Source organism: Cucumibacter marinus DSM 18995 (genome assembly GCF_000429865.1).
Classification (GTDB): Bacteria; Pseudomonadota; Alphaproteobacteria; order Rhizobiales; family Devosiaceae; genus Cucumibacter; species Cucumibacter marinus.
Genome location: NZ_KE386978.1, coordinates 118,893 through 142,332 on the forward strand (window position 1 = coordinate 118,893; position 23,440 = coordinate 142,332).

The 23,440-nt window shown below is 63.5% G+C and carries 20 protein-coding genes; 4 read left to right on the top strand and 16 right to left on the bottom strand.

What is annotated here, in order from left to right:
- Window positions 1-3: 3 nt before the first annotated feature.
- The 12 genes from G489_RS0113920 to G489_RS0113975 form a co-directional block, all read right to left on the bottom strand.
- The gene (locus G489_RS0113920; protein ID WP_029042040.1) at window positions 4-2,376 is read right to left on the bottom strand and encodes an aldehyde dehydrogenase family protein; all 2,373 of its coding nucleotides are present in this window, start codon (window positions 2,374-2,376) and stop codon (window positions 4-6) included.
- Window positions 2,377-2,385: 9 nt separating this feature from the next.
- Window positions 2,386-3,375, bottom strand: coding sequence for a deoxyribose-phosphate aldolase (deoC, locus tag G489_RS0113925; RefSeq protein WP_029042041.1), 990 nt, complete (start codon window positions 3,373-3,375; stop codon window positions 2,386-2,388).
- Window positions 3,372-4,172, bottom strand: a complete 801-nt coding sequence (locus tag G489_RS0113930) for a purine-nucleoside phosphorylase (RefSeq protein ID WP_029042042.1) — start codon at window positions 4,170-4,172, stop codon at window positions 3,372-3,374. Before G489_RS0113930 ends, deoC begins: the two co-directional genes overlap by 4 nt.
- A complete protein-coding gene (locus tag G489_RS0113935) occupies window positions 4,169-4,579 on the bottom strand; it encodes a cytidine deaminase (RefSeq protein WP_029042043.1) in 411 nt (136 codons plus the stop codon). The genes G489_RS0113930 and G489_RS0113935 overlap by 4 nt, the downstream gene beginning before the upstream one ends.
- A 133-nt stretch (window positions 4,580-4,712) precedes the next feature.
- Window positions 4,713-5,684 carry an ABC transporter permease gene (locus G489_RS0113940; RefSeq protein ID WP_029042044.1) on the bottom strand — a complete coding sequence of 324 codons (972 nt, stop codon included), beginning with the start codon at window positions 5,682-5,684 and terminating at the stop codon, window positions 4,713-4,715.
- Window positions 5,685-5,688: 4 nt separating this feature from the next.
- Complete coding sequence (locus tag G489_RS0113945) at window positions 5,689-6,813, bottom strand: ABC transporter permease (RefSeq protein WP_029042045.1); 1,125 nt, start codon at window positions 6,811-6,813, stop codon at window positions 5,689-5,691.
- A gap of 10 nt (window positions 6,814-6,823) precedes the next feature.
- On the bottom strand, window positions 6,824-8,344 hold the full coding sequence (locus G489_RS0113950) for an ABC transporter ATP-binding protein (protein WP_029042046.1): 1,521 nt from the start codon (window positions 8,342-8,344) through the stop codon (window positions 6,824-6,826).
- Window positions 8,345-8,440: 96 nt separating this feature from the next.
- Window positions 8,441-9,445: a BMP family lipoprotein gene (locus tag G489_RS0113955; protein ID WP_210162613.1), complete on the bottom strand. Its 1,005-nt coding sequence runs from the start codon at window positions 9,443-9,445 to the stop codon at window positions 8,441-8,443.
- Between the two features lie 156 nt (window positions 9,446-9,601).
- Window positions 9,602-10,261 (bottom strand): ATP-binding cassette domain-containing protein, encoded by a 660-nt coding sequence (locus G489_RS0113960; RefSeq protein WP_245578924.1) that lies wholly within the window; start codon window positions 10,259-10,261, stop codon window positions 9,602-9,604.
- Window positions 10,262-10,278: 17 nt separating this feature from the next.
- Window positions 10,279-11,955: an ABC transporter permease gene (locus tag G489_RS0113965; protein ID WP_029042049.1), complete on the bottom strand. Its 1,677-nt coding sequence runs from the start codon at window positions 11,953-11,955 to the stop codon at window positions 10,279-10,281.
- 10 nt (window positions 11,956-11,965) lie between these two features.
- On the bottom strand, window positions 11,966-13,204 hold the full coding sequence (locus G489_RS0113970) for an ABC transporter substrate-binding protein (protein WP_029042050.1): 1,239 nt from the start codon (window positions 13,202-13,204) through the stop codon (window positions 11,966-11,968).
- Window positions 13,205-13,315: 111 nt separating this feature from the next.
- Window positions 13,316-13,834: a CoxG family protein gene (locus tag G489_RS0113975; protein WP_051332664.1), complete on the bottom strand. Its 519-nt coding sequence runs from the start codon at window positions 13,832-13,834 to the stop codon at window positions 13,316-13,318.
- Between the two features lie 130 nt (window positions 13,835-13,964).
- Here G489_RS0113975 and G489_RS0113980 point away from each other — a divergent pair, with 130 nt between their 5' ends.
- From G489_RS0113980 to G489_RS0113990, 3 genes are read left to right on the top strand one after another with little or no spacing between them, the layout of a single operon-like run.
- The gene (locus tag G489_RS0113980) at window positions 13,965-15,152 is read left to right on the top strand and encodes a hypothetical protein (RefSeq protein WP_029042052.1); all 1,188 of its coding nucleotides are present in this window, start codon (window positions 13,965-13,967) and stop codon (window positions 15,150-15,152) included.
- A gap of 36 nt (window positions 15,153-15,188) precedes the next feature.
- Window positions 15,189-16,127, top strand: coding sequence for a DUF6384 family protein (locus tag G489_RS0113985; protein ID WP_029042053.1), 939 nt, complete (start codon window positions 15,189-15,191; stop codon window positions 16,125-16,127).
- A gap of 10 nt (window positions 16,128-16,137) precedes the next feature.
- The gene (locus G489_RS0113990) at window positions 16,138-17,628 is read left to right on the top strand and encodes a coiled-coil domain-containing protein (RefSeq protein ID WP_029042054.1); all 1,491 of its coding nucleotides are present in this window, start codon (window positions 16,138-16,140) and stop codon (window positions 17,626-17,628) included.
- A 19-nt stretch (window positions 17,629-17,647) separates the two neighbouring features.
- On the opposite strand, the gene edd is transcribed toward G489_RS0113990, so the two are convergent.
- The 4 genes from edd to G489_RS20695 all read right to left on the bottom strand — a co-directional run bounded on the left by edd (window position 17,648) and on the right by G489_RS20695 (window position 22,747).
- The gene (gene edd, locus G489_RS0113995) at window positions 17,648-19,462 is read right to left on the bottom strand and encodes a phosphogluconate dehydratase (RefSeq protein WP_029042055.1); all 1,815 of its coding nucleotides are present in this window, start codon (window positions 19,460-19,462) and stop codon (window positions 17,648-17,650) included.
- 168 nt (window positions 19,463-19,630) lie between these two features.
- Window positions 19,631-20,347, bottom strand: a complete 717-nt coding sequence (gene pgl, locus G489_RS0114000) for a 6-phosphogluconolactonase (protein ID WP_029042056.1) — start codon at window positions 20,345-20,347, stop codon at window positions 19,631-19,633.
- Complete coding sequence (gene zwf / locus G489_RS0114005; protein ID WP_029042057.1) at window positions 20,325-21,815, bottom strand: glucose-6-phosphate dehydrogenase; 1,491 nt, start codon at window positions 21,813-21,815, stop codon at window positions 20,325-20,327. Before zwf ends, pgl begins: the two co-directional genes overlap by 23 nt.
- A gap of 50 nt (window positions 21,816-21,865) precedes the next feature.
- Window positions 21,866-22,747: a BadF/BadG/BcrA/BcrD ATPase family protein gene (locus G489_RS20695; RefSeq protein ID WP_162142439.1), complete on the bottom strand. Its 882-nt coding sequence runs from the start codon at window positions 22,745-22,747 to the stop codon at window positions 21,866-21,868.
- A 139-nt stretch (window positions 22,748-22,886) separates the two neighbouring features.
- Between G489_RS20695 and cobU the strand changes: the two genes are divergently transcribed.
- Entirely contained in the window at window positions 22,887-23,414 is a 528-nt protein-coding gene (gene cobU, locus G489_RS0114015) for a bifunctional adenosylcobinamide kinase/adenosylcobinamide-phosphate guanylyltransferase (RefSeq protein ID WP_029042058.1), read from the top strand.
- Window positions 23,415-23,440 lie beyond the last annotated feature (26 nt).

The following is a 23,440-nucleotide window of genomic DNA, read 5'->3' on the forward strand; positions in this document are numbered from 1 at the left end:
AATTCAGGCTCCGTATGGAACCCAGACATTCTTGATCTGGGTCGCCTTGGCGAGGAAATAGTCGCCGGCGAGTTGGTCACTGTCGAGCCAGTCAAAGGCCTTGCCCTTGCTGGTCCAGGTCTGTTTGAGATTGTCGATGGAGCTTGCTTCCATCTTCGCACTCCACTCCGCATCACCCACGAACCACAGTGCGTCGACCCCGTCATGCTCGGCCATGACATGGGCCAGGGCGGGCTTGTCGCCTGTCACCACATTGACGACGCCTGCAGGCACGTCTGAGGTTTCGAGCACCTGATAGAAATCGGTCATCGAGAGCGGGTGACGTTCGGAGGGGATCAGCACCGCCGTGTTGCCCATGGCGATGGCCGGGGCGAGCAGCGAAACGGCGCCCAGAAGCGGGTATTCGTCCGGCGCGGCAATGCCGAGAACCCCGATGGGTTCGACCATGGCAACGGTCATGTTGCGCACCGGCGGATTGTGGACCGCCCCGTCATATTTGTCGGCCCAGCCGGCAAAGGCGAACAGCCGCTCGATGGCGAGCCCGACTTCGAGGTCGGCCTGTTCGGCATTGACCCCGGTCTGGGAGCGCAGCCGGTCGGCGAATTCCTCGCGGCGATAGTCGAGATTTTCGCCGAGGAAATAAAGGATTTGCGCCCGCAGATGGGCGGTGGCCGTCGACCAGCCCAAGGCTTTGCGCGCCGCTTCGACCGCGTTGCGGATGTCCTTGCGGTTACCGTCCGCGACATTGCCGATAAAGGCGCCCTGCGGACCATAGATGCGGCGGGCATAGCCCGAATCCCCGCGCGCCTGCTTGCCGCCGACATACATCTTGGCTGTGCGGTCGACCCCGCCGGAGTCATAGGGCATTTCGTCGACCGCGGTCTGCCAGGCGGCCTGGTGCGGCTCGAGCGCCTTTTCCCAGGCGGGGCGCAGATAGGCGGCCATGCCTTCCTTGCCGCCTTCGCGGCCGAACCCGCTTTCGCGATAGCCGCCAAAGCCGCAGGCGGCATCGAACTGGTTGGTCGAGTTGATCCAGACGACGCCGGCCTTGATGCGCGGCGCGATGTCGAGGGCGAGGTTGATGTTTTCAGTCCACACGCTCGAGGCGAGGCCGTAGCGGGTGTTGTTGGCGAGCGCCACCGCCTCATCGGGGGTGCGGAAGCTCATCGCCACCAGCACCGGGCCGAAGATCTCCTCGGATGCGATGGTGGAGGCGGGAGATACATTGGTGAACAGGGTCGGCTTCATGAAGCAGCCCTGATTGGGCAGGCTGCCATCGGGCTCGTAGCGGACCGCGCCTTCCTTTTCGCCGATGCGCATGAGTTCGGCCACGCGCTCGACCTGCACCGGCGCAACCATGGCGCCGATATCGATGGCCTTGTCGAGCGGATCACCGACCCGAAGGGTCGCCATGCGCTTTTTGAGCTTCTTGATGAAACGCTCTTCGACGCTTTCCTGGATGAGCAGCCGGGAACCGGCGCAGCACACCTGCCCCTGGTTGAACCAGATGGCGTCGACCAGCCCTTCCACGGCGCTGTCGAGGTCGGCATCCTCGAAGACGATGAAGGGCGACTTGCCGCCGAGCTCAAGGCTCAGCCCCTTGCCGGAGCCTGCCGTCGCCTTGCGGATAGCCTTGCCGACATCGGTCGAGCCGGTAAAGGCGACCTTGTCGATGCCGGGATGATTGACGATCATCTCGCCCACGCGGCCGTCGCCGGTGACGATGTTGACCACGCCCTTGGGCAGGCCGATATCGCGGCAGATCTCGGCAAAGAACAACGCGGTCAGCGAGGTGAATTCGGCGGGCTTCAGGACTACCGTGTTACCGGCGGCGAGCGCCGGGGCGATCTTCCAGGAGAGCATCAGGAGCGGGAAGTTCCACGGGATGATCTGGCCGCACACGCCATAGGGTTCATGCCCGGGGAACTCGCGGTCGCGGTGCTGGGCCCAGCCGGCGTGATGATAGAAATGGCGGGCCACCAGCGGGATATCGAGATCGCGGCTTTCGCGGATCGGTTTGCCATTGTCCATGGTCTCGAGCACGGCAAAAAAGCGCGAATGCTTCTGCACCTGCCGGGCGATGGCATAAAGGTATTTCGCCCGCTCGAAGCCGGAGAGCGCCTGCCAGGGATCGAGTGCCTCGCGCGCCGCTTTCACGGCCTTGTCGATTTCGGGCTTGGAGGCCTGGGAGATCTGCGCCAGTTCCTCACCCGTGGCGGGATTGGTGGTCGCGAAGGTGTTTTTCGACTTCAGGAACTCGCCGCCGATGAACTGGCCGAACTTGCGGGCATAGGTGTCGAGCCACTCATTGACCGGGGCCGCGCCCTCGGGCGCCGGGCCATAGTCGAGCGATTTGAAGATCTGCGGGATATTCATGGCTTCCCCCTACGCCATCGGATGGCGGTAATCGGCCGAATAATGGCCGGTGGCAGCGTGTTCGAGCTGCCGTTCGATATCGGTGAGCAGCGACGAGGCGCCGAAACGGAACAGGTGCGGATCGAGCCACGCATTGCCCAACTCGTCCTTGATCAGCGCCAGATAGGTCAGCGCGTCCTTGGCGCTCGATATGCCGCCGGCGGGCTTGTAGCCGATGGCGATGCCGGTTTCCTCGTGGAACCAGCGGATCATTCGGATCATGGCGAGCGAGACCGGCAGGGTGGCGTTGACCTTTTCCTTGCCGGTCGAGGTCTTGATGAAATCGGCCCCGGCCTGCATGCACACGAGCGAGGCGCGGGCGACATTAGTGAGCGTTGCCAGATCGCCGGTGCCGAGGATGGTCTTGAGGTGGGCGTCACCGCAGGCGGCGCGGTAGTCACGCACCTCCTTGTAGAGCCCCTTCCAGTCGCCATTGAGCACCTTGTGACGCTCGATGACGATGTCGATCTCCCTGGCGCCGTCCTTCACCGAGGCCTCGATTTCCGCGAGCTTGGTCTTGTGCGGCGCGAGCCCGGCGGGAAAGGCGGTCGAAACCGCGGCGACCGGGATGCCGGAGCCCTTGAGGGCGTCAACGGCGGTCTTGACGAAGGTGTGGTAGACGCAGACCGCGGCCACGGTCAGGTGCAGTTCCTCGGCGCCAAGCGCCTTGAGGATATCGCTCCTGACGGGATGGCGCGCCTTGGCGCAAAGCCGTTCGACCCGGCCGGCCGTATCGTCCGAATTCAACGTCGTCAGGTCGATGAGCGAGATGGCCTTCAAGAGCCAGGCGGCCTGCCATTCCTTCTTCACCGTGCGGCGGGTGCCGATGGTCGCCGCGCGCCTTTCGAGAGCGGAGCGATTCATCCGGATCTGCCGCAGCCAGCCGAGATCGAGATCGAAGCCGGGATTGCGCGAATTCGAACGCCCGGGAGCGGACGCGCTTACTGCCTGAACACTCATATTCTGCCTACCAGTCCCGTGATCAGGCGCTCGAGCTTTTCAGCGCCGATCAGGGCCATTTGCTTGGTCTGGGTGTGGGAGATGGTCTCCGCCGCCATGCCGGCACCCATATTGGTAATGGAGGAGCAGGCCCAGACCTTCAGGCCCAGGAACCGCCCCAGAATGGTTTCGGGCACGGTCGACATGCCCACCGCATGCGCGCCAAGCGATATGGCGAGGCGGATTTCCGCCGGCGTCTCGAAGGTCGGGCCGGAGAACCACATATAGACGCCCTCGCTCAGATCGACGCCCTCTTCGGTGGCAACAGCCTTGGCGGTGTCGCGCAGACCGGGGTCATAGGCGTCAACCATGTTAACGAAGCGCGCGTCTCCCTGTTCCCCGATCAGGGGATTGGTGCCGGAGAAATTGATGTGGTCGGTCAGCATCATCACCTCGCCCGGTTTGACGTCGGGCACCAGCGATCCGGCCGAATTGGTCAACAAGAGCGTCTCGGCGCCCAGTCCCGCCATGGTCTCGAGCGGGATGCGCATGGCGGCCGCATCGCCATGCTCGTAATAGTGCTGCCGCCCGGTCAAAATGGCAATGCGCCGGCCCGACAGGGTGCCGATCAACAGTTCGCGCCCATGGCCGGACACTCCGCCGCCAGGAAAGCCGTCGAGATCGGCGTAGGGGATGACCGTCTTGTCCGCGAGCCGCTCACCGATCCCCGAAAGCCCCGAACCCAGCACGATGGCTGCCTCAATAGGCGTCTTGCCGGCCCGATCGCGGATCAATGTCACATTGGCCGGTGCGGTCACGACTTGTCCTCCAGGAATTCGGGCCCGAAGCTGTCGGGCAGGATCTCGTTCATGGTGTATTTGACCGGCTCCCCGTCGTCACCCGCGCAGAAAATGACGGTATCGGCGCCAGCGAATTCGCGGATGCGCTGGCGGCAGCCGCCACAGGGGGTCACCGGTTTGTCGCCGTCCCCGATGACGAAAATGCGGTGAATGCGGGTGCCACCGCCTGCAACCATGGCGGAGATGGCGGAGCCTTCCGCGCAAGCCCCGAGAGGATAGGCGGCGTTCTCGACATTACACCCGGCATAGACATTTCCATCATCGGCCAGGATCGCCGCGCCCACAGGGAAACGCGAATAGGGCACATGCGCTTTCTTGCGCACTTTCTGGGCTGCCTCGTAAAGGGCCTGGTTGACCGCATCCATTGTTCCGTCTCCATTCAACGCGCCGGCAATTGCCAGCCTATTCCCATGCCGTGCGGCATGGCTCTTCGCGGGCGGAAATCGCCCTCAGCCGCGGCTCGGGCGCAAAGGCGGAGGCCGACCGGCAACTGCGCGGTCAGCGCTCCTTCACATAGGGCTGGCCGATAGATTTGGGCGGGATTGCCCGGCCCACAAAGCCGGCCAGCAGAATGACCGTCAGAATGTAGGGCAGCGCCTGGATGGCCTGAACCGGCACCTCGCCGATCAGCGGGAACTCCACGCCCTGCAGACGGATCTGCATGGCCGAGAGGAAGCCGAACAACAAGCAGGTGAACATCGCCTGCCAGGGCCGCCATTTGGCGAAGATCAGCGCCGCCAGCGCAATGAAGCCACGCCCGGCGGTCATGTTGTCTGTGAAGCTCGCGCCCTGGGCGGTCGAGAGATAGGCCCCGCCCGCACCACACAGAATGCCGGTCACAAAGATCGCCTGATAACGCAGCCAGCCCACCGACATGCCGGCGGTATCAAGCGCGGTGGGGTTCTCGCCCACCGCCCGCACACGCAGGCCAAAACGGGTATGGAACATGACATAAGCCGTGATCGGCACCGCCAGGAAGGCGAGATAGACCAGAATGTTGTGCCCCGAGATCAGCTGGGCATAGATCTCTCCGACAAAGGGGATATTGGCCTGCGCCTCGGCGGCGAAGGGCAAATCGATCGAGCCGAACCGCTGGTCGCCGGAGAGATTGGGCGTGTTGCCGCCACGCCTGAACCAGGCTTCGGCCAGCACCACCGTGACCCCCAAGGCGAGGAAGTTGAGCGCCACGCCGGAGATGATCTGGTTGCCGCGCATATTGACCGAGGCGAAGGCGTGGATCATGGCCATCGAAATCGAGACGACAATACCCGCTCCAAGCCCGATCCAGGCCGAACCGGTGACTGCCGCCGCCGCGGCGGCAGCGAAGGCCGCGCCCAGAAGCTTGCCTTCGAGCCCGATATCGACGACGCCGGAGCGCTCCGAATAGAGCCCGGCCAGCGCCGCGAACAGCAGCGGCACCGCAAGGCGCACGCTCGAATCGAGAACCAGAATGATATCCGAGAAATCCATGGCCCTACCCCGATCCGCTTTCTGACGCCGCCTTGGCGGTCTCCGCACCGGGACTTCGGGCGGAGAAGACCCGCTCAAGCGCCGGACGGAAGAGTTCCGACATGGCACCGGTGAACAGGATCACAAGGGCCTGAATGACGACAACCATGTCACGGCTCACCGAGGGCATCTCGAAGGCCAGTTCCTGTCCGCCCTGATAGAGCGCGCCGAACAAAAGTGCCGAGAGCGCCACACCGATCGGATGCGAGCGCCCCATGAAGGCCACCGCGATGCCGACAAAGCCGGCGCCGTTGACATAGCCGACGACCAGGCGCTTTTGCACACCCACCGCCTCATTGACCGCGACGAGCCCGGCGAGCGCGCCCGAGATCATCATGGTGATGATGATCACCGTGACCGCCGAGACCCCGGCATAGCGCACCGCATTGGGATTGTGGCCCAGCGCGCGGATCTTGTAGCCGAACTTGGTGTGCCACAGCAGCCAGTAGACGAAGAAGCCGGCGGCGATGGCGAGGAAAATCGAGACATTGACCGGGGAGAAACCAAAGAATTCAAGCCCTGGAATGTCGCGCAACAGCGGCAGGCGGCCGACCGGGTCGATGGTTTCGGTTTCCGCATTGGCGCCCGGACGGGTGATCACCTGGCCGAGCATGTAACTCATCAGCGACGAGGCGATGAAGTTGAACATGATGGTGGTGATCACGATATGGCTGCCCCGCTTGGCCTGCAGATAAGCCGGGATCAGCGCCCACATGGCGCCCAGCACACCCGCCGTGATGATCGAGGTGACGAAAACCACCGTCCAGTGGGTCTGGTCGAAAGCCAGCGCCACCATGATGGCCAGCCCGGCCACATAGGCCTGGCCTTCCACCCCGATATTGAACATGCCCATGTGGAAGACGAGCGCCACAGCGAGACCGGTGAACATGAAGTTGGTGGCAAAGTGGAGCGTGTAGCCCCAGCCCTCACCATAGCCGAACGCGCCGTAGATCAGCACCGAGACGGCCTCGAGCGGGTTTTCGCCGATGGCCAGCACCACCAGACCGCCGATAACAAAGGCCAGCGCGACGTTGAGCGCCGGCATCAGGAAGGCTGTGACCCAATGGGGCAAAGGCTGTCTTGCACTCATGGTCTTGCAATCACTCCGCTGCCGCCGGTTCGTTGACGCCGGCCATATAGAGCCCGAGCGTGCGCTCGTCGGCTTCGCCTTCGGCGACTTCGGCGATGATGTGTCCATCGAACATGACGAGAATCCTGTCGGACAGCGACCGGATTTCGTCGAGCTCGACCGAGACCAGCAGGATCGCCTTGCCTTCGTCGCGCATGGCGATGATCTGGTTGTGAATGAATTCGATGGCGCCAATATCGACACCGCGGGTCGGCTGGCCGACAATCAGCACCTCGAGATCGCGGTCCATCTCGCGGGCCAAAACGATCTTTTGCTGATTGCCACCCGAGAAATTGGCTGTCTTCAACCGCGGATTGGTCGGGCGAATGTCGAATTTCTCGATACGGCGCACAGCCTCCTCGCGCGCTGCCTTGATGTCGAGCTGCAGCCCTTTGCCGTAGCGGTCATCATCCTGATAGCCAAGGATCGAGTTTTCCCATTCCTCGAAGGCGGTAACCAGACCGAGCCGCTGCCGGTCTTCGGGAACGTGAGCAAGGCCAGCGCGCCGCAGGCGCGCAGCGCCATCGTCGCCATGGAAGGTAACGGGATTGCCCGAAATCTTGATTTCGCCCAGCACCGGCTCGCGCATGCCCGAAATCGCTTCGAGCAATTCGGACTGACCATTGCCCGCCACGCCGGCAATGCCGACGATCTCGCCGGCGCGCACGGTGAGGCTCACATCCTTGACCCGGGGCACACCGAGGTCATCCTTGACGGTCAGGTTGTTGACCTCGAGGCGAATGTCGCCGGGATTGGCCTTGTCCTTCTCCACCCGCAGAAGCACGTGCCGGCCCACCATGGCTTCGGCCAGTTTGTCGGGGCTGGTGTCCGCGGTGCGCACGGTCGAGACGATCTCGCCCTGGCGCATGACCGAAACATTGTCGGTAATGGCCATGATCTCGCGCAGCTTGTGGGTGATCAGGATGATGGTTTTGCCCTGTTCGCGCAGTTGCTCGAGAATGCGGAACAGGTGATCGGCCTCGGCCGGGGTCAACACACCGGTGGGCTCGTCGAGAATGAGGATATCGGCGCCGCGATAGAGCGCCTTGAGGATTTCGACGCGCTGCTGCTGGCCGACCGAGACATCGCCGACAACCGCATCTGGATCGACGGTGAGCGAATAGTCTTCGGCGAGGCGCTTGAGTTCGGCCCGTGCGCGCGCAATCGAGGTTTCAAGGATCGCCGAATCCTCGGCGCCCAGAATGATGTTTTCAAGAATCGTGAAGGGTTCGACCAGCATGAAGTGCTGGTGGACCATGCCGATGCCAAGCTCCAGCGCGTGCTTGGAATCGGTGATCGTCACCTTCTGGCCGTTGACGAAGATCTCGCCACTATCGGCCGTGTAGAAGCCGTAAAGGATCGACATCAGCGTCGACTTGCCGGCACCGTTTTCGCCGACAATGCCGTGCACTGTCCCCTTTTCGACCTTCAGGTCGATATTCTTGTTGGCGCGGACCGGCCCGAAGCTCTTGTTGATGCCTCGAAGCTCGATCGCGACCTCGCGACCTTGTGGGCGGTCAGCGGCCGCATCGGGCCGCTGACCGTTCGTGTCGGTGGATTCACTCACCAGACCTGCTCCCGGGTTCGATTAGGAGACCGGGCAGGAATTGTCCGAGCGATAGTCGTGGACTTCGATTTCGCCGGCGATGATCTGGTCACGCAGTTCGTTGACCTTGGTCATCATTTCGTCGGTGATGAGATCGGCATTGTATTCGTCCATGGCAGCGCCCACGCCTTCTTCGGCAAGGCCCAGCACTTCCACGCCCGAGGTCCATTCACCGTTCATTTCGTCGGTGAAGGCGTCGGACACGGCCACGTCAACGCGCTTGACCATCGAGGTCAGCATGTTGCCGGGGAACAGGTAGTTCTGGTTGCTGTCAACGCCGATGCCGTATTTGCCGGCATCCGCAGCAGCCTGCAGCGCACCTTCGCCCGCAGCACCTGCCGCGGCGTAGATCACGTCGGCGCCGCGCTCGAGCTGGGAGATCCCCACTTCGCCGGCGGTGTTGACATCGTTGAAGGCGGCAAAATCGGTGCCGATGAAGTTATAGAGCACTTCGATATCCGGGTTGATCGCCCGGGCGCCCTGGATGTAGCCGCAGCCGAAAGCCTGAAGAAGCGGGAAATCAAAGGCGGTGACGTAACCGATGGTGCCGGTTTCGGACTTCATCGCCGCCAGTGCGCCGACGAGGAACGAACCTTCCTGCTCCTTGAAAAGCACCGAGCGGACATTGGGCTGCTCGACCACGGCATCGATGATGGCGAAGTGGGTGTCAGGGAATTCCTGAGCCACAACGTTGAGCGGCTCGGCCCAGGTGAAGCCCGGCACAACCACCGGCGAGGCGCCGCGGCTGGCGAAGCGGCGCAGCGCCTGTTCGCGCTGGCTGTCTTCCTGGATTTCGAGCTCGGAGTATTCATTGCCCGTGGCTTCCTTGTACATTTCTGCACCGCCAAAGGCCATCTCGTTGAACGACTTGTCGAATTTGCCGGCCGCGTCATAGATCAGCGCGGGTTCGGCAAATGCGGCAGTGCTGGCCACTGCGACCATGGCGATACCGCCAGCAAGCGCAGTCATATGTTTCTTGATGGACATTAATGTCTCCCTGTTCTCCCCACCGGCCCTGCAAGGGCCGCGTTCTGGTCGCGCGAATTCAAGCGCGTTCGGCACTGTGCCGCAAGAGCAATTCTGCCTAATTTGAACAGTTGGTCAAATTTTTTGGGACAGTTGTGCACCGGGCCTGCGCCAAGGTCATCCGGCCAGGGTGATCGCACCGCCCGCGGCCTCCGCATCGTCCCGGTCATGGGTGACCAGAAGGACGGGGAGATCGCGTTTTCTGGCGCAATCGAAGACGAATGCCCTCACCGCAGCCCGGCGTTCAGCATCAAGGCGGGAAAAGGGTTCGTCAAGCAGCAAGGCGTGAGGCTCGGCGAGCAGCACGCGCAACAGCGCCACCCGCGCCTTCTGACCGCCCGACAGGGTCGCGGGATCACGCGCGCCAAGCTCGGCCATGCCCATTTCGTCGAGAAATGCCCGCACCTTGTCGCAACGGGCGCGGCGGGACCCGCCGGGGGGCAGCGCATAAAGGAGGTTGGATTCGACCGAAAGGTGCGGAAACAGCAGCGCATCCTGAAACAACAGGCCCAACCGGCGCCTTTCGGGGGGCAGATGGGTGATGTCCTGCCCGTCGAGCAAGATCTGGCCCGAAGCCTCGAAGGCATCGGGCAGAAAGCCGGCAATCAGGTTGAGCAAAGTCGATTTGCCCGAGCCGGACGGTCCCATGACCGTCAACACCTCGCCGGGCGCGACATGGGCATCGAGCGCGATCACCGGCTCGCCCTTGAGGCGGATGTCGATCTGCTTGAGGGTCAACCCCCTGTCAGCGCGCACCGTCGTGCTTGTGTCGGTCACCGTGTCATCCATCCTGGTCAATGTTGCATGCCGCGGCGGTGCCGGAACAGGAGCGCCGGGACCAGGGCGGCAAGGCCAAGCGCAATCGCGGGCAGGAGCGACTGGATAAGGGCCAGCGAACCGATGACGCGGCGATCGTTGCCCGCTGCGAGGGCGACCGCCTCTGTGGTGACCGTCGGCCAGCGCCCGGCGCCGATGAGCTGGGTCGGCAGGTATTGGGCGATCGAGATGGCAAATCCGATCGCGAACGCGGTCAGTACCGGGCGCAGCATCAGCGGCAGGCGGATGGTGAAGAACACGCGCGCCGGCGATTTGCCCAGCGACCGCGCGACGGCGAAATAGCGGCGGTCGAGTGCCTCGTAAGGATCGGCGAGCGAAAGGTAGACATAGGGCGTCACAAAGACCAGATGCGCCAGCGCCACGGCCCAGAACTGGCCGGCAAAGCCGAGCCACAAGGCGAGGATCAGGAGCCCGAACACAAAGGCGATCTGGGGCACGATCAGCGGAAGGTAAAGCAGCGTCAGCGCCCGGGTCGAGGCGGTGAGGCCGCGCCGGTGGCCGTTCTCGAGACTGGCCAGCACCAGCACCATCGCCCCGCCGGCGGCGGCCAATCCGATCAGGCTGGCATTGAAGACCGGCTCGGCGAAAAGCGGCGCCCGCTCGACCCAGCGCATCAGGTCGAACCGGTCGGGCAAGGCATCGGGGAAGCGCCAGAAGCCGGCCACCGACCAGACGAACAGCGCGATAAGGCCGAGCAGAACCGTCAGCGCGATGACGGCAAAGCCGGAGAAACCCAAGACGCGGAAAACGCTGTCGCGGCGATAACGGCGCCCCATGGTGATCGCCTTGCGCCCGAGCCAGGCCACCGCCTTTTCCCCCAGCCACCAGGTCAGGAGCGCCGCAGCGGTCACGCCAAGCTGGCAGACGGCGGCGGCGGCCGCGACGAAGCGCATGTCGAGATCGGGATCGTTGTGCCAGCGCAGGATCTGGACCGCCAGGGTCGGCGGGGTGCCGGGCCCGAGGATCAGCGCCATGTCGACGACAGAGGTCGAAAAGGCGATGACCGCATAGACCGGCAGGCGGATCTGGGCATAGACGCCGGGAAACACTGCGGTCAGGAACCCCCACACCCGGCCATAACCCATGGCGCGGGCCGCGTTGAGCCGGGCAGCCGGGGCGGTTTGCGGGATCGCGGCCAGGGCCATCAGCAGAAGGTAGGGCATCTCCTTGATGACGAGCCCGGCCAGCAGCGCCCAGCCGGCGGGATCGTTGACGATCAACCAGTCGGGCGGGCGGTCTAAGCCCGTCGCCCAGGGGGAGATGAGCCGCATCAGCCAGCCCGACGGCACGATCAGGAAGGCGAGCCCGAAGGCCGTGGCGGCATGGGGAACGGCCATGAGCGGGCTGGCCAGCGCCGCGATTGGTGCGAACGGCCTTGTGCCCCACCAGCCGGCGAGAAACAGCGCCAGCACCAGGAGCCCGATGGCGGTGGCGGCCAGCCCCACCCAGTAGCCGAGCCAGGCGGAGCGGGCAAAGCCGGGCGCAGCCATGGCCTCGGCAAACGCATCGAGCGAAAGCGCCGTGCCGCCCAGCGCCGGGAAATAACCGAAAGCCAGCGCCAGAACGCCGATCAGCCCGGCAAGGACCGGGCCGATCAACAGCGTCAGGGTCAGCGGTGGCGCAAGGCGCAGCATGGCCGGCGGCCTAGCCGCCCGCCCCGAAACGGCGCATCCACCCGGCTTCGAGCGGTTCGGTCCAGCTGGCGTCGGGTTCGCGCAAGGTCTCGCCGAACTGGTCCGGCGAGAGCGTTGCGGGCCCGCGGTCGAGCGCATCGAACAGCGCCCGATCCTCGGGGTCGAGCGCATCGAGGTTGAGAACCGTGGGGTCACCCCACACGGTTTCGTCGGCCTTTTTTGACTGCGCAAGAGGCGAAAGCAGGAAGTTGGCGACTACCATCGCGCCGGCCTTGGCATTGGCGTTGAAGGGGATGGTCACGAAATGCGCATTGCCCATGGAGCCATAGTCGAGAACGAAGGAGCGCACCGTGCCGGGCAATTCGTCCGCGCGGATGGCGGCAGAGGCCTCGCCGGGATTGAAGGTCATGGCGATATCGATCTCGCCGTCCGCCAACAGGTTCTTGAGTTCGCTGGTATCGGCCGCATAGGCGCGGCCTGAACGCCAGAGATGGGAATTGATGTCTTCGAGATAGGCCCAGAGCGGGGCAGCCACCGCTTCGAAGTCGGCGTCCTCGACCGGTCCCGCCAACACTTCAGGATCTTCGATCACCCCGTAAAGCACCTGTTTGAGGAAGGTTGTGCCGATGAAATTGGGCGGTGCCGCGTAGGTGAAGCGGCCCGGATTTGCCTTTACCCAGTCGGCCAGCGACGCAAGGCTCGTGGGCGGCGTGTCGAGCACCGCGCTGTCGTAGTAGAACGTCAGCTGCGCCGTGCCCCAGGGGCTTTCCTGCCCGTCGACCGGCACGGTAAAATCATAAATGAGGGTCGGCTTGTTGGCGGTGTCGGCCAGCGCATAGTTAGGGAGTTTTTCGGCCCAATTATCGGCAATCAGCAGACCCTGGCGCTTCATCGAGGCGAAATTCTCGCCATTGATCCAGATGAGATCGACGGCCCCGCCTTCGGTCCGGCCGGCGGCTTTTTCGGCAATCACGGTCGAGACAGCCTCGGCGGTGTCGGAAAGCTTGACGTGGTTGAGGGTCACGCCATAGCGCGCAGCAACCTCGTCGCCGACCCAGGCGATATAGTCGTTAATGTCGGTCGCCCCGCCCCAGCTGTGCCAATAGACGGTTTGTCCCTTGGCCATTTCAAGCAGCGCCGGCCAGTCGGCAGGATCAGGCGAGGACTGCGCAATGGCAATGGATCCCCCAGAAACGGCAGCGGTGAAGGTTGAGACGGCGAGCGCAAAGGCGCGGGCAAAGCGGCGCATGGGAGTTCCCTGTTCTGAATATCGCCCCAGTGGCACCCAATGGGGCACTCGGGTCAAGACACAAGGAAATCAAGCAGTTGTGAGGGATCGACGCAATGGCTTGGTCGGCGGTCAGCCTTCACCGCGTCCGGGGTCCGGCACCTCGATGGCGGTGGACGTGGCGCCAATCTGGTCGGCAAACCGCTCGAAGAAGCGGTCGATTACCCCTTGCGCGCTGCGCCCGACAATGGCGCTGCCAAGCTTGGCGAGCCGACTATCGACTTCCCCCAGCGCGGAAAAGGCCAGCGTGGTGCCCTCGATATGGTCCTCGAGCACGATGTCGGCGCGGCCACGGGCCCAGCCCAGCAGGCCGCCGCGCCCCTTGCCGGACAGGGTGTAGCGTTCGGCGACAATGATGTCGGAGAGTTCGAGATCGCCGGTGAATTCGGGCTGGGCAACGCCGAGATTGACCTTCATCGCCGCTTCGAGCGCGGTTTCAGATACCCATTCGATCCGCGAGCAGCCCGGAATGCAGGCCTTGAGCGTCGCGGTATCGTTGAGCGCCTGCCACACACGCATGCGCGGCGCAGTGATCAGATAGTATCCTGCAAAGTGCATGCCCGGTTCTTTGCCGGACTGGCGTTCCGCCACATGCGCCTCCTGCAACTTTTTTGCATCAATATCAGCGAAATAGTGATTGCGACACCCCGGCGCAATTGCACGTGGGGGAATTCGGGGGAATCATGGATAGTGGACGCGGTTGTGTTGGAGGTCAGGACCTATGGCGAACGAGATTATGGACAAGCCCTTGCAGTATCTCGACAAGGCGGTCGCTGCCGTCAGGGATCTGGGATTGTGGCCGGAAACGGTAGATGAAGCGCCCATCACCGGCCTTCTGGAAGAAGTTACCGGTCTCGACGAGACACGGGTGATCCTGATCGGGCGGACGCTCAACCAGGCCAGCGTCTTCAACGATGTGGTGCGCGAGCAGGTCGCCGCGATGAATATCGGCGAGCGCTACGAGGACATCACCAAGAGTTTCAATTCGATTCGCGACGATGCCAAAGGCATGGTCGACCAGCTCGATGACGGCAAGCTCGACATTCTCGAACGCGCCTCCAATGTCTGGATGAAGGTCAGCCGCGGTGATATCGCCTCGCGCTTCAACAAGATCCGCGACACCTATCTCGAGGTGACCCGCGACACCAAGGACCAGATCGACCGCGAGCGCACCATCCTTGAGGCCTATCGGGATTTCCGCGGCGCGCTCAAACAGTCCGAGGTGATGGCCCTTGAAGTGCTCGAAAAAGCCGAGGCGGCGCTCGATGCCCGCCGGCAGGCGCTTGAAGCAGCGGCAAACGAACTGGCCGCCTTCTCCGAAGGAACACCGGCGGACCGGGCACGGCTCGAAATGGCGCGCGACGAGCGCATGCGCGAGATGCAGAACGAGGAGCGCCGATACCAGATTGCCAAGGACCTTTCGGACAATCTGACGATTTCCTACAACACGTCCGAAGTCATCATGGCGCGGTTGATGCAGACCACCAACGCCAAGGAGCGGGTCTATCAGCAGTCGATCTCGTTCTTCTCGACAAATGAAACCGTCCTGACCGCCCTGTCGGCCTCCTTCACCGGCATGTTCGGCCTGCATGAATCGACCGAAACCCTCAACGCGATGAAAGAAGGGGTTTCGAAGTCACTCGAGACCCTGTCCGAGATCGGCGACAAGGTTCATGAAGAGGCGCTCAAGGCCGGGTATGGCCCGACCATCCGCGCCGATGCAGTCAAGAAGCTCGTTGACAGTGTGGTCAATTTCCAGGAGCGCTCGCAGACCATTATCGCGGAAATGCGCAAGCTCTCGACCGACAATTCGGCGGAGATCCGCGACGCGGTCGAAGACGGCAAGGAGCGGCTGGCCAAGCTCGCCGCGGAAGGCAATGCGCTTTTGCTCGAACAGCGCAATGGTTAGTCCGACAAACCGACCGGGACTGGCTGAAAGGCGAGGATGACGGACCCATCGACCAAGGGCAAGGTGCCGCTTGACGACATCATGATGGCGATGGATGTGGTTGACACGTTGCGCCATCGCGAAGATCTCGTCGAACGCGAGCTGGATGCGGACAAACGCAGCGACCGGCTGGTTGAAAAGCTGCGCGGCGTTTATGCCGAGCAGGGCATCGAGGTGCCCGACCGCATTCTGGCTGAAGGCGTTTCTGCGCTGGATGAAAGCCGCTTTGTCTACACCCCGCCCAAAGGCGGGCTCGGATTGGCGCTCGCCCGGCTTTATGTCTCGCGCGGCAAATGGGGCCCGCTGGTCGCAGGCATTGTGCTGGCCCTGGTGCTCGGGGTTGCTGCCTATCAGTTTGCCTACAAACCCTATGTCGCCTCGCAGGAAGCCGCGCTCGAACGCCAGCTTTCAGTCGAGCTGCCCGCTGAATTCGACGCGGTCTATGACGCGATCTACACCGAGACAAAAGAGCAGCGCGCAGTGCGCGAGGCCGAGGATCTGGTCACCCGGGGCAAAGGGCTGGCCGAAGAAGGCGACCTTGAGGGCGCCCAGGCTGCCCTCAGCGATCTCAAGGACATCCGCGACACGCTGCGGCTCGAATACAAGGTCACGATCGTCAACCGGCCGGACACCGAGACGGGGGTATGGACCTTCCCGGAAGTGAACACCGAGGCGACCAACTACTACCTGATCGTCGAAGCGCTCAACGATGATGGCGAGGCCCTGACCCTGCCGATCCAGAACGAGGAAAGCGGCGAGATCGTCCGAACATCGATCTGGGGGCAACGCGTGCCCGAAGCCGTCTATAATGCCGTTCGTGACGACAAGCTCGACGACGGGATTATCCAGCGCAACGTGCTGGGCGTGAAGACCTATGGTTTTCTCGAGGTGAACTACGCGACAACCGTGCTCGACGGCACGATCACCGAATGGTAGGCGGCAGGCGATGATTTCCGGACCCCAGGCCCTGCAGTCGCTGCATGACGCGCTCGCCGAGATCCGCGCCGAGGAGCGCGCGATCACCGAGCGGATGGCGCGGGCCACGGACAAGATCGCGAGGCTGCGCGCCACAGAGGCGGAGCATTTCGCCTCGCTCGCCGAAATCCGGCTGAGCCCCGAGGCCCAGGCGGACATGAAAGGCCGTCTCAACACCGCGGAGACCGAAGCCCGCCAGTTGATCGCCCAGCACGCTGCCGAAATCGAGACAGCCCAGGACGAGTTGGGCAACATCGAGGCGCGGCTTGCCGAACTGGCTGACCGGCGCGCCCAAACCCTTGAGGCTCTTGAGGTCTCGCACAGGGCACTCGACGATCTGTCCGACGAGGTCGCTGACCGGCTGGAAAAGGACGAAGCCTTCGTGGCGCGCCGCGAGGCCGTGAAACACGGGTTCGAGATCGCCGACCGCGCCAATGAGAAAGCCGAACAGGCCGAGGCTGACCGAGAGGAAAAGGGCAAGCCTTATCGCGAGGACCCGCTGTTCATGTATCTGTGGGAGCGCGGTTTCGGCACGCGCAACTACAAGGCCACCAATCTCATCCGGTTTTTTGACGGCAAGGTCGCGCGGCTCGTGCGCTACGATGATGCGCGGGCGAATTTCGCCATGCTCAACGACATTCCCCTACGGCTGCGCGAACATGCGGACCGGCTGATGGAAGAGGCCGAAGACGCCGGCGAAGCGCTCGAGGCGGAAGAAATCGCCGCGGTCGATGCCGCCGGTGGCAAGCCGGCACGCGAGGCCGTCGAGGCGGCGCAGTCCGAGATCGATGCCATCGATGCCGAGATCGTCGAGCTCGAGGATGATCGCGACGAGCAGGCGCGGCGGCTGCGCAAGCTGGCCCAGGGCAGCGATCCGGCGTTCAAGGACGCCGCGAGCCTGTTGGCGAAAAGCCTGATGCGCGAGGACGTCGATGTGCTGCTCGCCGATGCGCGGGCCACCGACACGGGTGCCGACGACTCTCTGGTCGGCATGATCGATTCCCTGCGGGCCACCCTGGTCGAGGATGAGACCGAGGTGCGCGAAGACAAGGAACGGCTGAAGGTGCTGGCGTCACGCCGGCGCGAGCTCGAAGACATCGAATGGGAGTTCAAGAAGGCCCGCTTCGACGATCCGCGTTCGAGCTTCTCCAAGGACGATCTTGTCGGGGACATGCTCGGGGAGTTCCTGCGCGGCGCGATCACTGCCAGCTCCTATTGGGGGCAGTGGCGCGACGCGCAGAAGTGGCGCTCGGGCACCAGCCGCCCCGGCGGTCGCATCGGCCTGCCGCGTGATAATTTCCGCCACAGCAATTGGCGCGGGGGCGACCCGTTCTCCTCTGTCCTCAAGGGCGCGCTGGGTGGCGGCTCGTCGTCCTCATCGGGCGGCAGCTTTTCCCGCCCACGTTCGGGGAACAAGGGCTCCCGCCGGCATGGCGGGTTCAAGACCGGTGGCGGGTTCTAACCTTCCGCCGCCAAATGGTTCAACCAAACACGCTCGCGCCTTCATCGGCCCGGCCAACCAGTGACCGGAAGCCGGCGAAGAGTTCGCGACCCATATTGATGTGCTCGGCGCTCAGATCGCAGGTCGCCGGTTCGCGGGCCGCGAACTCAGCTTCATCGACCAGCACGTCAAGCGTGCCCTTTTCGGCATCGAGCCGGATCATGTCGCCATCGCGCACCTTGGCCAGCGGCCCGCCTTCATTGGCTTCGGGGGTCACGTGAATCGCAGCTGGCACCTTGCCCGAAGCGCCCGACATGCGCCCGTCGGTGACGAGCGCCACCTTGAGCCCGCGATCGAGCAGCACCCCGAGCGGCGGGGTGAGCTTGTGCAGTTCGGGCATGCCCTGGGCCTTGGGACCGGCAAAGCGCACCACGGCAATCGTGTCCTCGGTCAAAAGATTATGCTTGAAGGCGCGCTGCAGCTCTTCTTGTGAGGTGAAGACCCTTGCGGGGGCTTCGATCACCCGGTGCTCGGGCTTGACGGCCGAGACCTTGATCACCGAAGCGCCGAGATTGCCCTTGAGCATCATCAGCCCGCCATTGCTGGCAAAGGGCTTGGCGACGGTGGCAAGCACCTTTTCGTCGCCCGAGGTTCTGGGTGCATCCTCGAAGACCAGCTCGCCGTCCTTGAGCCTGGGCTCGGCGACGTATCGGCCGAGACCCTTGCCCTGGATGGTCAGCACGTCCTCATGCAGCAAACCGCCTTCGAGCAATTCGCCAATCAGATAGCCCATGCCGCCGGCGGCATGGAAGCGGTTCACATCGGCAAGGCCATTGGGATAGACACGGGCGATCAGCGGGATGATGTCGGAGAGGTCCGACATGTCTGCCCAGTTGATCCTGAGCCCGGCGGCATTGGCCATGGCGATCAGATGCATGGTGTGATTGGTCGAACCGCCGGTGGCGAGCAGGCCGACCATGCCGTTGACGATGGCCTTCTCGTCGATGATGTGTCCGGCGGGGATATATTCATTGCCGAGATCCGTAATCTCCAGCGCCCGTTCGGTCGCCCGCCTGGTCAACGCGTCGCGCAGATCGGTGCCCGGATTGACGAAGCTCGAACCGGGCAGGTGCAGACCCATGATCTCCATCAGCATCTGGTTCGAATTGGCGGTGCCATAGAAGGTGCAGGTGCCGGGTGAATGATAGGACTGGCTTTCGGCCTCCAGCAGCTTGTCACGACCGATCTTGCCTTCCGCAAAGAGCTGGCGCACCCGCGCCTTTTCGTCGTTCGGCAGGCCTGACGGCATGGGCCCGGCCGGCACGAAGACCGACGGCAGATGCCCGAAGCTGAGCGCCGCGATGGCAAGGCCGGGCACGATCTTGTCGCAGATCCCCAGGAACATGGCAGAATCGAACATGTTATGGCTCAGCCCGACTGCCGCGGCCATGGCAATCACGTCGCGGGAAAACAGCGACAGGTCCATGGAAGGCTGCCCCTGGGTGACCCCGTCGCACATGGCGGGCACACCACCGGCGACCTGGGCGGTGCCGCCCTTGAGGCGGGCCGCCTCGCGGATCAGCGCTGGATAGGTCTCATAGGGCTGATGGGCCGAGAGCATGTCATTATAGGCGGTGATGATGCCGATATTGGGCGTCACGTCGCCCTTGAGCGCTTCCTTGTCGGACACGCCGCAGGCGGCGAAGCCATGGGCGAGGTTGCCGCAGCTCAATACGGCGCGGTTGACCCCGCTGCGGCGCTGCCCCTCGATCCGGTCGAGATAAGCGCTGCGGGTCTTTTCGGAGCGTTTGGCGATACGGTCGGTCACCGCTTCGATGGTGGCGTTCATGCCCATGGCATTCTCCCGGCTCGGAGCTTTGCGCGGCATCGTTCGGGCCGCTTGTGAAACGGGTGTGTCACACCTGCCTTGCAGTGCATGACCATTCGGGGTGCATCGCCCTGCCCGTTGCCGCATGGCGCTCAAGGGTGGCGCGCAGGGGCGTGAGCGGGCGTGCCGGTGCCCCTATGGGCACCAGTAGATGGACAGGGGCGTGAGCGCCTGGCGCAGCACCGCCCTGACCGGCATCTCGGCGACCGGACCCTCGTCCAGCGCCTTGTCGAGTGTATCGCGCTTTGACGCGCCTTCAATATGCAGCACCAACAGGCCGGTATCGAGCAGTTCGCGCAGGGTGAAGGTGATGCGCGGCTCCCCTGCCCCTTCGGCCTCGATCGCGATCAGGCTGGCCGGGTTCTCGAGGTCGAGCGCGGCTTCAAGCTGATCCCCGCCGGGGAAGAAGCTCGCGGTGTGACCGTCATTGCCCATGCCCAGGATCACCGCATCGAAGGGACGGCGGATGGCCGTCACCCGGGCCGCATCCTCTGCGCCTTCGGCGGCAGTCAGCCCATCGACGAACAGCGGCACGAATTTCGCCCGGCGGGCCTCGCCCTGCATCAGGTTCTCGGCGACCAGCCGGGCATTGGAGCGCTCCGAGCTGTCCGGAACCCAACGCTCATCGACCAGGGTAATGGTCACCCCCTCCCAGTCGACAGGGCGTTTGGACAATTCGGCGAAGAATTCCTTGGGCGTCGAACCGCCGGAGACCAGCAGGCTCGCCTCGCCATGGGTCACCAGCCCGGTTTCAAGCGCGGTCGCGACCTTGTCGGCCAGGGCGACGGCGAGATGGACCGGGGTGTCGAACTCCTCAAGGGAGACAGTGTCAGGGCGCTTCGGGGTCGTCATTGTCCTCGTGCCAGGTTCGGCCGTCACGTTCGATCAGGGCGATGGCGCTGGTCGGGCCCCAGGTGCCGGCGGTGTAGCTTTGCGGGCGGTCATGGGCGGCGTCCCATGCTTCGCGGATCGGGTCAACCCAGCGCCAGGCCGCTTCGAGTTCGTCGCGACGCATGAAAAGGGTCTGATTACCACGGATAACGTCGAGCAGCAGGCGTTCATAGGCCTCGGGCATGCGCTCTTCGAAGGTTTCGGCAAAGGAGAGGTTCAGCGGCACGGCGCGCAGGCGCATGCCGCCGGGGCCGGGATCCTTGATCATCAGGAAAAGCTTCACGCCCTCATTGGGTTGCAGCCGGATAACGAGCTGGTTCGGCCGCGGGCTGCCCTGGGCATGTTCGAATATCGAGTGCGGAATCGGGCGGAACTGGATGACGATTTCAGACATCCGGCGCGCCAGGCGCTTGCCGGTTCTCAAGTAGAAGGGCACGCCCTTCCAGCGCCAGTTCTCAATCTCCGATTTGATGGCGACAAAGGTCTCGGTATCGGTGTCGTGGCCCAGTTCCTCGGCATAGGACGGCACCTTGGTGGTTTCGGACTGCACCCCGGCATATTGGCCGCGCACGGTGTGGGTCGCCACATCCGGACCGGTGATCGGCTTGAGGGCGCGCAGCACCTTGAGCTTTTCGTCGCGCAGCGCATTGGCCTCGTCCGAGGCCGGTGGCTCCATGGCCACAAGGCACAAAAGCTGGAGAATATGGTTCTGCACCATGTCCCTCAGCGCACCGGCCTTGTCGTAATAGCCGCGGTCGCCCGAGCCGATGGATTCGGCCACCGTGATCTGGACGTGATCGATATGCGCGGAATTCCAGATCGGCTCGAACAGGGTGTTGGCAAAGCGCAGGGCCAACAGGTTCTGCACGGTCTCTTTGCCGAGATAGTGGTCGATCCGGTAAACCTGGTCCTCGGAAAAAACCCGGCCAACCGCGTCGTTGATCTTCTGAGAAGACTCAAGGTCGTGACCCAGCGGTTTTTCGAGCACCACTCGGGCGTCGGGCCGCCAATAATTCTTCTGCGCCAGATACTCGCAAATCGGCTCGAACAATGACGGCGCAACCGCCAGATAGAAGGCCCTGACAACCTCGTCGTCGTCGCGTAGCGATGCGCTCAGTTCCTTCCAGCCTGTCTTGTCGGTCACATCGTTGGCGATGTAGCTGAAGCAACTCGCGAAGCGCTTGAGCTCGGCCGCATCGACCGGTTTGGCCCCGAGATGGGTCTTGACCGCGTCACTGGCGAGTTTCTGGAATTCGGCGTCGGTCATTTCCGAACGCGAAACGCCGATGATGCGGGAGTTCTCGTCGAACTGGCCATCCATGAAGCGATGGAACAGGGCCGGAATGAGTTTTCTCTTGGTCAGATCCCCAGTGGCCCCGAAGACCACATAGTCGAACGGGGGTACGGGAATGATGCGGCTCGATACCATCGGTTTCCTCGCAGCTAGGCGGTCATGGGCGGGCGGTTGGCCCGGCGGGGTCAGTTGTCAGAAAAGCGGGCACGCGCCAGAAGCAGCGCCCCGTGCTGGGCGTCCGCCTTGGGGCGGGCCATGAAATCGTTCCCATACCGTTCATCCAAAACGGGATGCAAGCGTTCCCCAAGCCCGCCTACCGTGCACAGCTTTTTCACGCCGCGTACGCGGAACCAGTTGGCGAACACATCCACGGATTTGAGTTGCATGGTGATCATCTCGAAGGCGATGGGGTCATTGCGTTCGAGATAATCAAAGATCATCGGCACGAGCGAGGCAAAATCCTTGGGCCAGGCATTGAACGACCAGTCCATCGCTGTCTCGCAACTGCCGCCAAGATGGTCGATCACGGCGCGGGTCAGAGGCGAACCGGGCACCAGGTCATCTTGTGCAAGCACCGCGTAGCGGGCGAGTTCGCGCCCCAGGATTGCGCCGGAGGCAAGGTCGGAGATGTGGTATCCCCAGCCCGCAACCGGCAGCAATTTGCCGTCGACCTGTGCAAGACCGGAAGACCCGGTTCCCATGATCAGCACAGCTCCGTCCGCCCCTTCATGGGCGCCGGCGCGTGCGGTTTCAACATCGTTGTAAACGATCACGCCCGCGAAGGGGTAATCTCGGGCGGCGAATTCTTCCTTGGCGGAGGGCAGATGTGCGCCGGCCATGCCGAAGCCGGCATAGATGCGGCCCGCAGCGTCTTCCCCGAGCCCGGCCTTGTCCAGGAGCGGCGGCACGAGCTCGAGAATGGCGCGATAGGCGGGTTCTCCACCTTCGAGATTGATGTTGGCGGCACCGCCCTGGTGTTCGGCCAGGGTGTTGAGATTTTCGTCCGCCAGCCGGGCCCGGCATCGGGTGCCCCCGGCATCGATCCCGAGATAGAGTTTGTCCTGCAAGGCCTGCCTCCCCATACTGCATGCCCGTTCACTGAATCGCGGCGGACCATATAGGCGTTCTGCTAAATGTGAAAGATGCTAGGTGGCGGCGGGTGGGATCGGGTTCGACTCCATCCGGAAAACAGGCAGGGGAGCAACAATGAGCGGTCACTATCTCATTCTGGGCGGCGCGCGCTCAGGCAAGTCGGCCTATGGCGAAAAGGTTGCGCTGACACTGGGTTCGCGCCCGGCCTATCTCGCGACCGGGCAGGCCCGCGATGCTGAAATGCGACGGCGGATCGCCGAACACCAGCATGTCCGCGATCCGCGCCTGACAACCATCGAGGAACCGCTGGCCCTGATCTCGACGCTGCAGGAAACCGGGGTCGATCATGATCTTGTGCTGGTCGACTGCCTCACCCTGTGGATCACCAATATGATGATGGCGGACGAGGATGTGGCCGAAGCGATCGTCGCACTGACAGAGTGGATGAACCATCATTCAACGCCCAAGCTGGTCCTGATCTCGAACGAGGTCGGGCTCGGCGTGGTGCCGGACAATCGCATGGCGCGGCAATTCCGCGACCTTGCCGGCATGGCGCATCAACGCATTGCCGAACAGGCGGACACGGTGGCCTTCGTCGCCGCCGGTCTGCCCATGGCTCTCAAAGGCACGCTGCCGGTTTAGGGTAAGCTATACTCGAACCTAATCCC

Excerpts from the sequence above, each read along its gene's own strand:
- G489_RS0113920 (WP_029042040.1), bottom strand. The coding sequence starts at position 2,376 with ATGAATATCCCGCAGATCTTCAAATCGCTCGACTATGGCCCGGCGCCC.
- deoC (WP_029042041.1), bottom strand. The coding sequence starts at position 3,375 with ATGAGTGTTCAGGCAGTAAGCGCGTCCGCTCCCGGGCGTTCGAATTCG.
- G489_RS0113935 (WP_029042043.1), bottom strand. The coding sequence starts at position 4,579 with ATGGATGCGGTCAACCAGGCCCTTTACGAGGCAGCCCAGAAAGTGCGC.
- G489_RS0113940 (WP_029042044.1), bottom strand. The coding sequence starts at position 5,684 with ATGGATTTCTCGGATATCATTCTGGTTCTCGATTCGAGCGTGCGCCTT.
- G489_RS0113945 (WP_029042045.1), bottom strand. The coding sequence starts at position 6,813 with ATGAGTGCAAGACAGCCTTTGCCCCATTGGGTCACAGCCTTCCTGATG.
- G489_RS0113955 (WP_210162613.1), bottom strand. The coding sequence starts at position 9,445 with ATGTCCATCAAGAAACATATGACTGCGCTTGCTGGCGGTATCGCCATG.
- G489_RS0113965 (WP_029042049.1), bottom strand. The coding sequence starts at position 11,955 with ATGCTGCGCCTTGCGCCACCGCTGACCCTGACGCTGTTGATCGGCCCG.
- G489_RS0113970 (WP_029042050.1), bottom strand. The coding sequence starts at position 13,204 with ATGCGCCGCTTTGCCCGCGCCTTTGCGCTCGCCGTCTCAACCTTCACC.
- G489_RS0113980 (WP_029042052.1), top strand. The coding sequence starts at position 13,965 with ATGGCGAACGAGATTATGGACAAGCCCTTGCAGTATCTCGACAAGGCG.
- G489_RS0113985 (WP_029042053.1), top strand. The coding sequence starts at position 15,189 with ATGACGGACCCATCGACCAAGGGCAAGGTGCCGCTTGACGACATCATG.
- G489_RS0113990 (WP_029042054.1), top strand. The coding sequence starts at position 16,138 with ATGATTTCCGGACCCCAGGCCCTGCAGTCGCTGCATGACGCGCTCGCC.
- edd (WP_029042055.1), bottom strand. The coding sequence starts at position 19,462 with ATGGGCATGAACGCCACCATCGAAGCGGTGACCGACCGTATCGCCAAA.
- pgl (WP_029042056.1), bottom strand. The coding sequence starts at position 20,347 with ATGACGACCCCGAAGCGCCCTGACACTGTCTCCCTTGAGGAGTTCGAC.
- zwf (WP_029042057.1), bottom strand. The coding sequence starts at position 21,815 with ATGGTATCGAGCCGCATCATTCCCGTACCCCCGTTCGACTATGTGGTC.
- cobU (WP_029042058.1), top strand. The coding sequence starts at position 22,887 with ATGAGCGGTCACTATCTCATTCTGGGCGGCGCGCGCTCAGGCAAGTCG.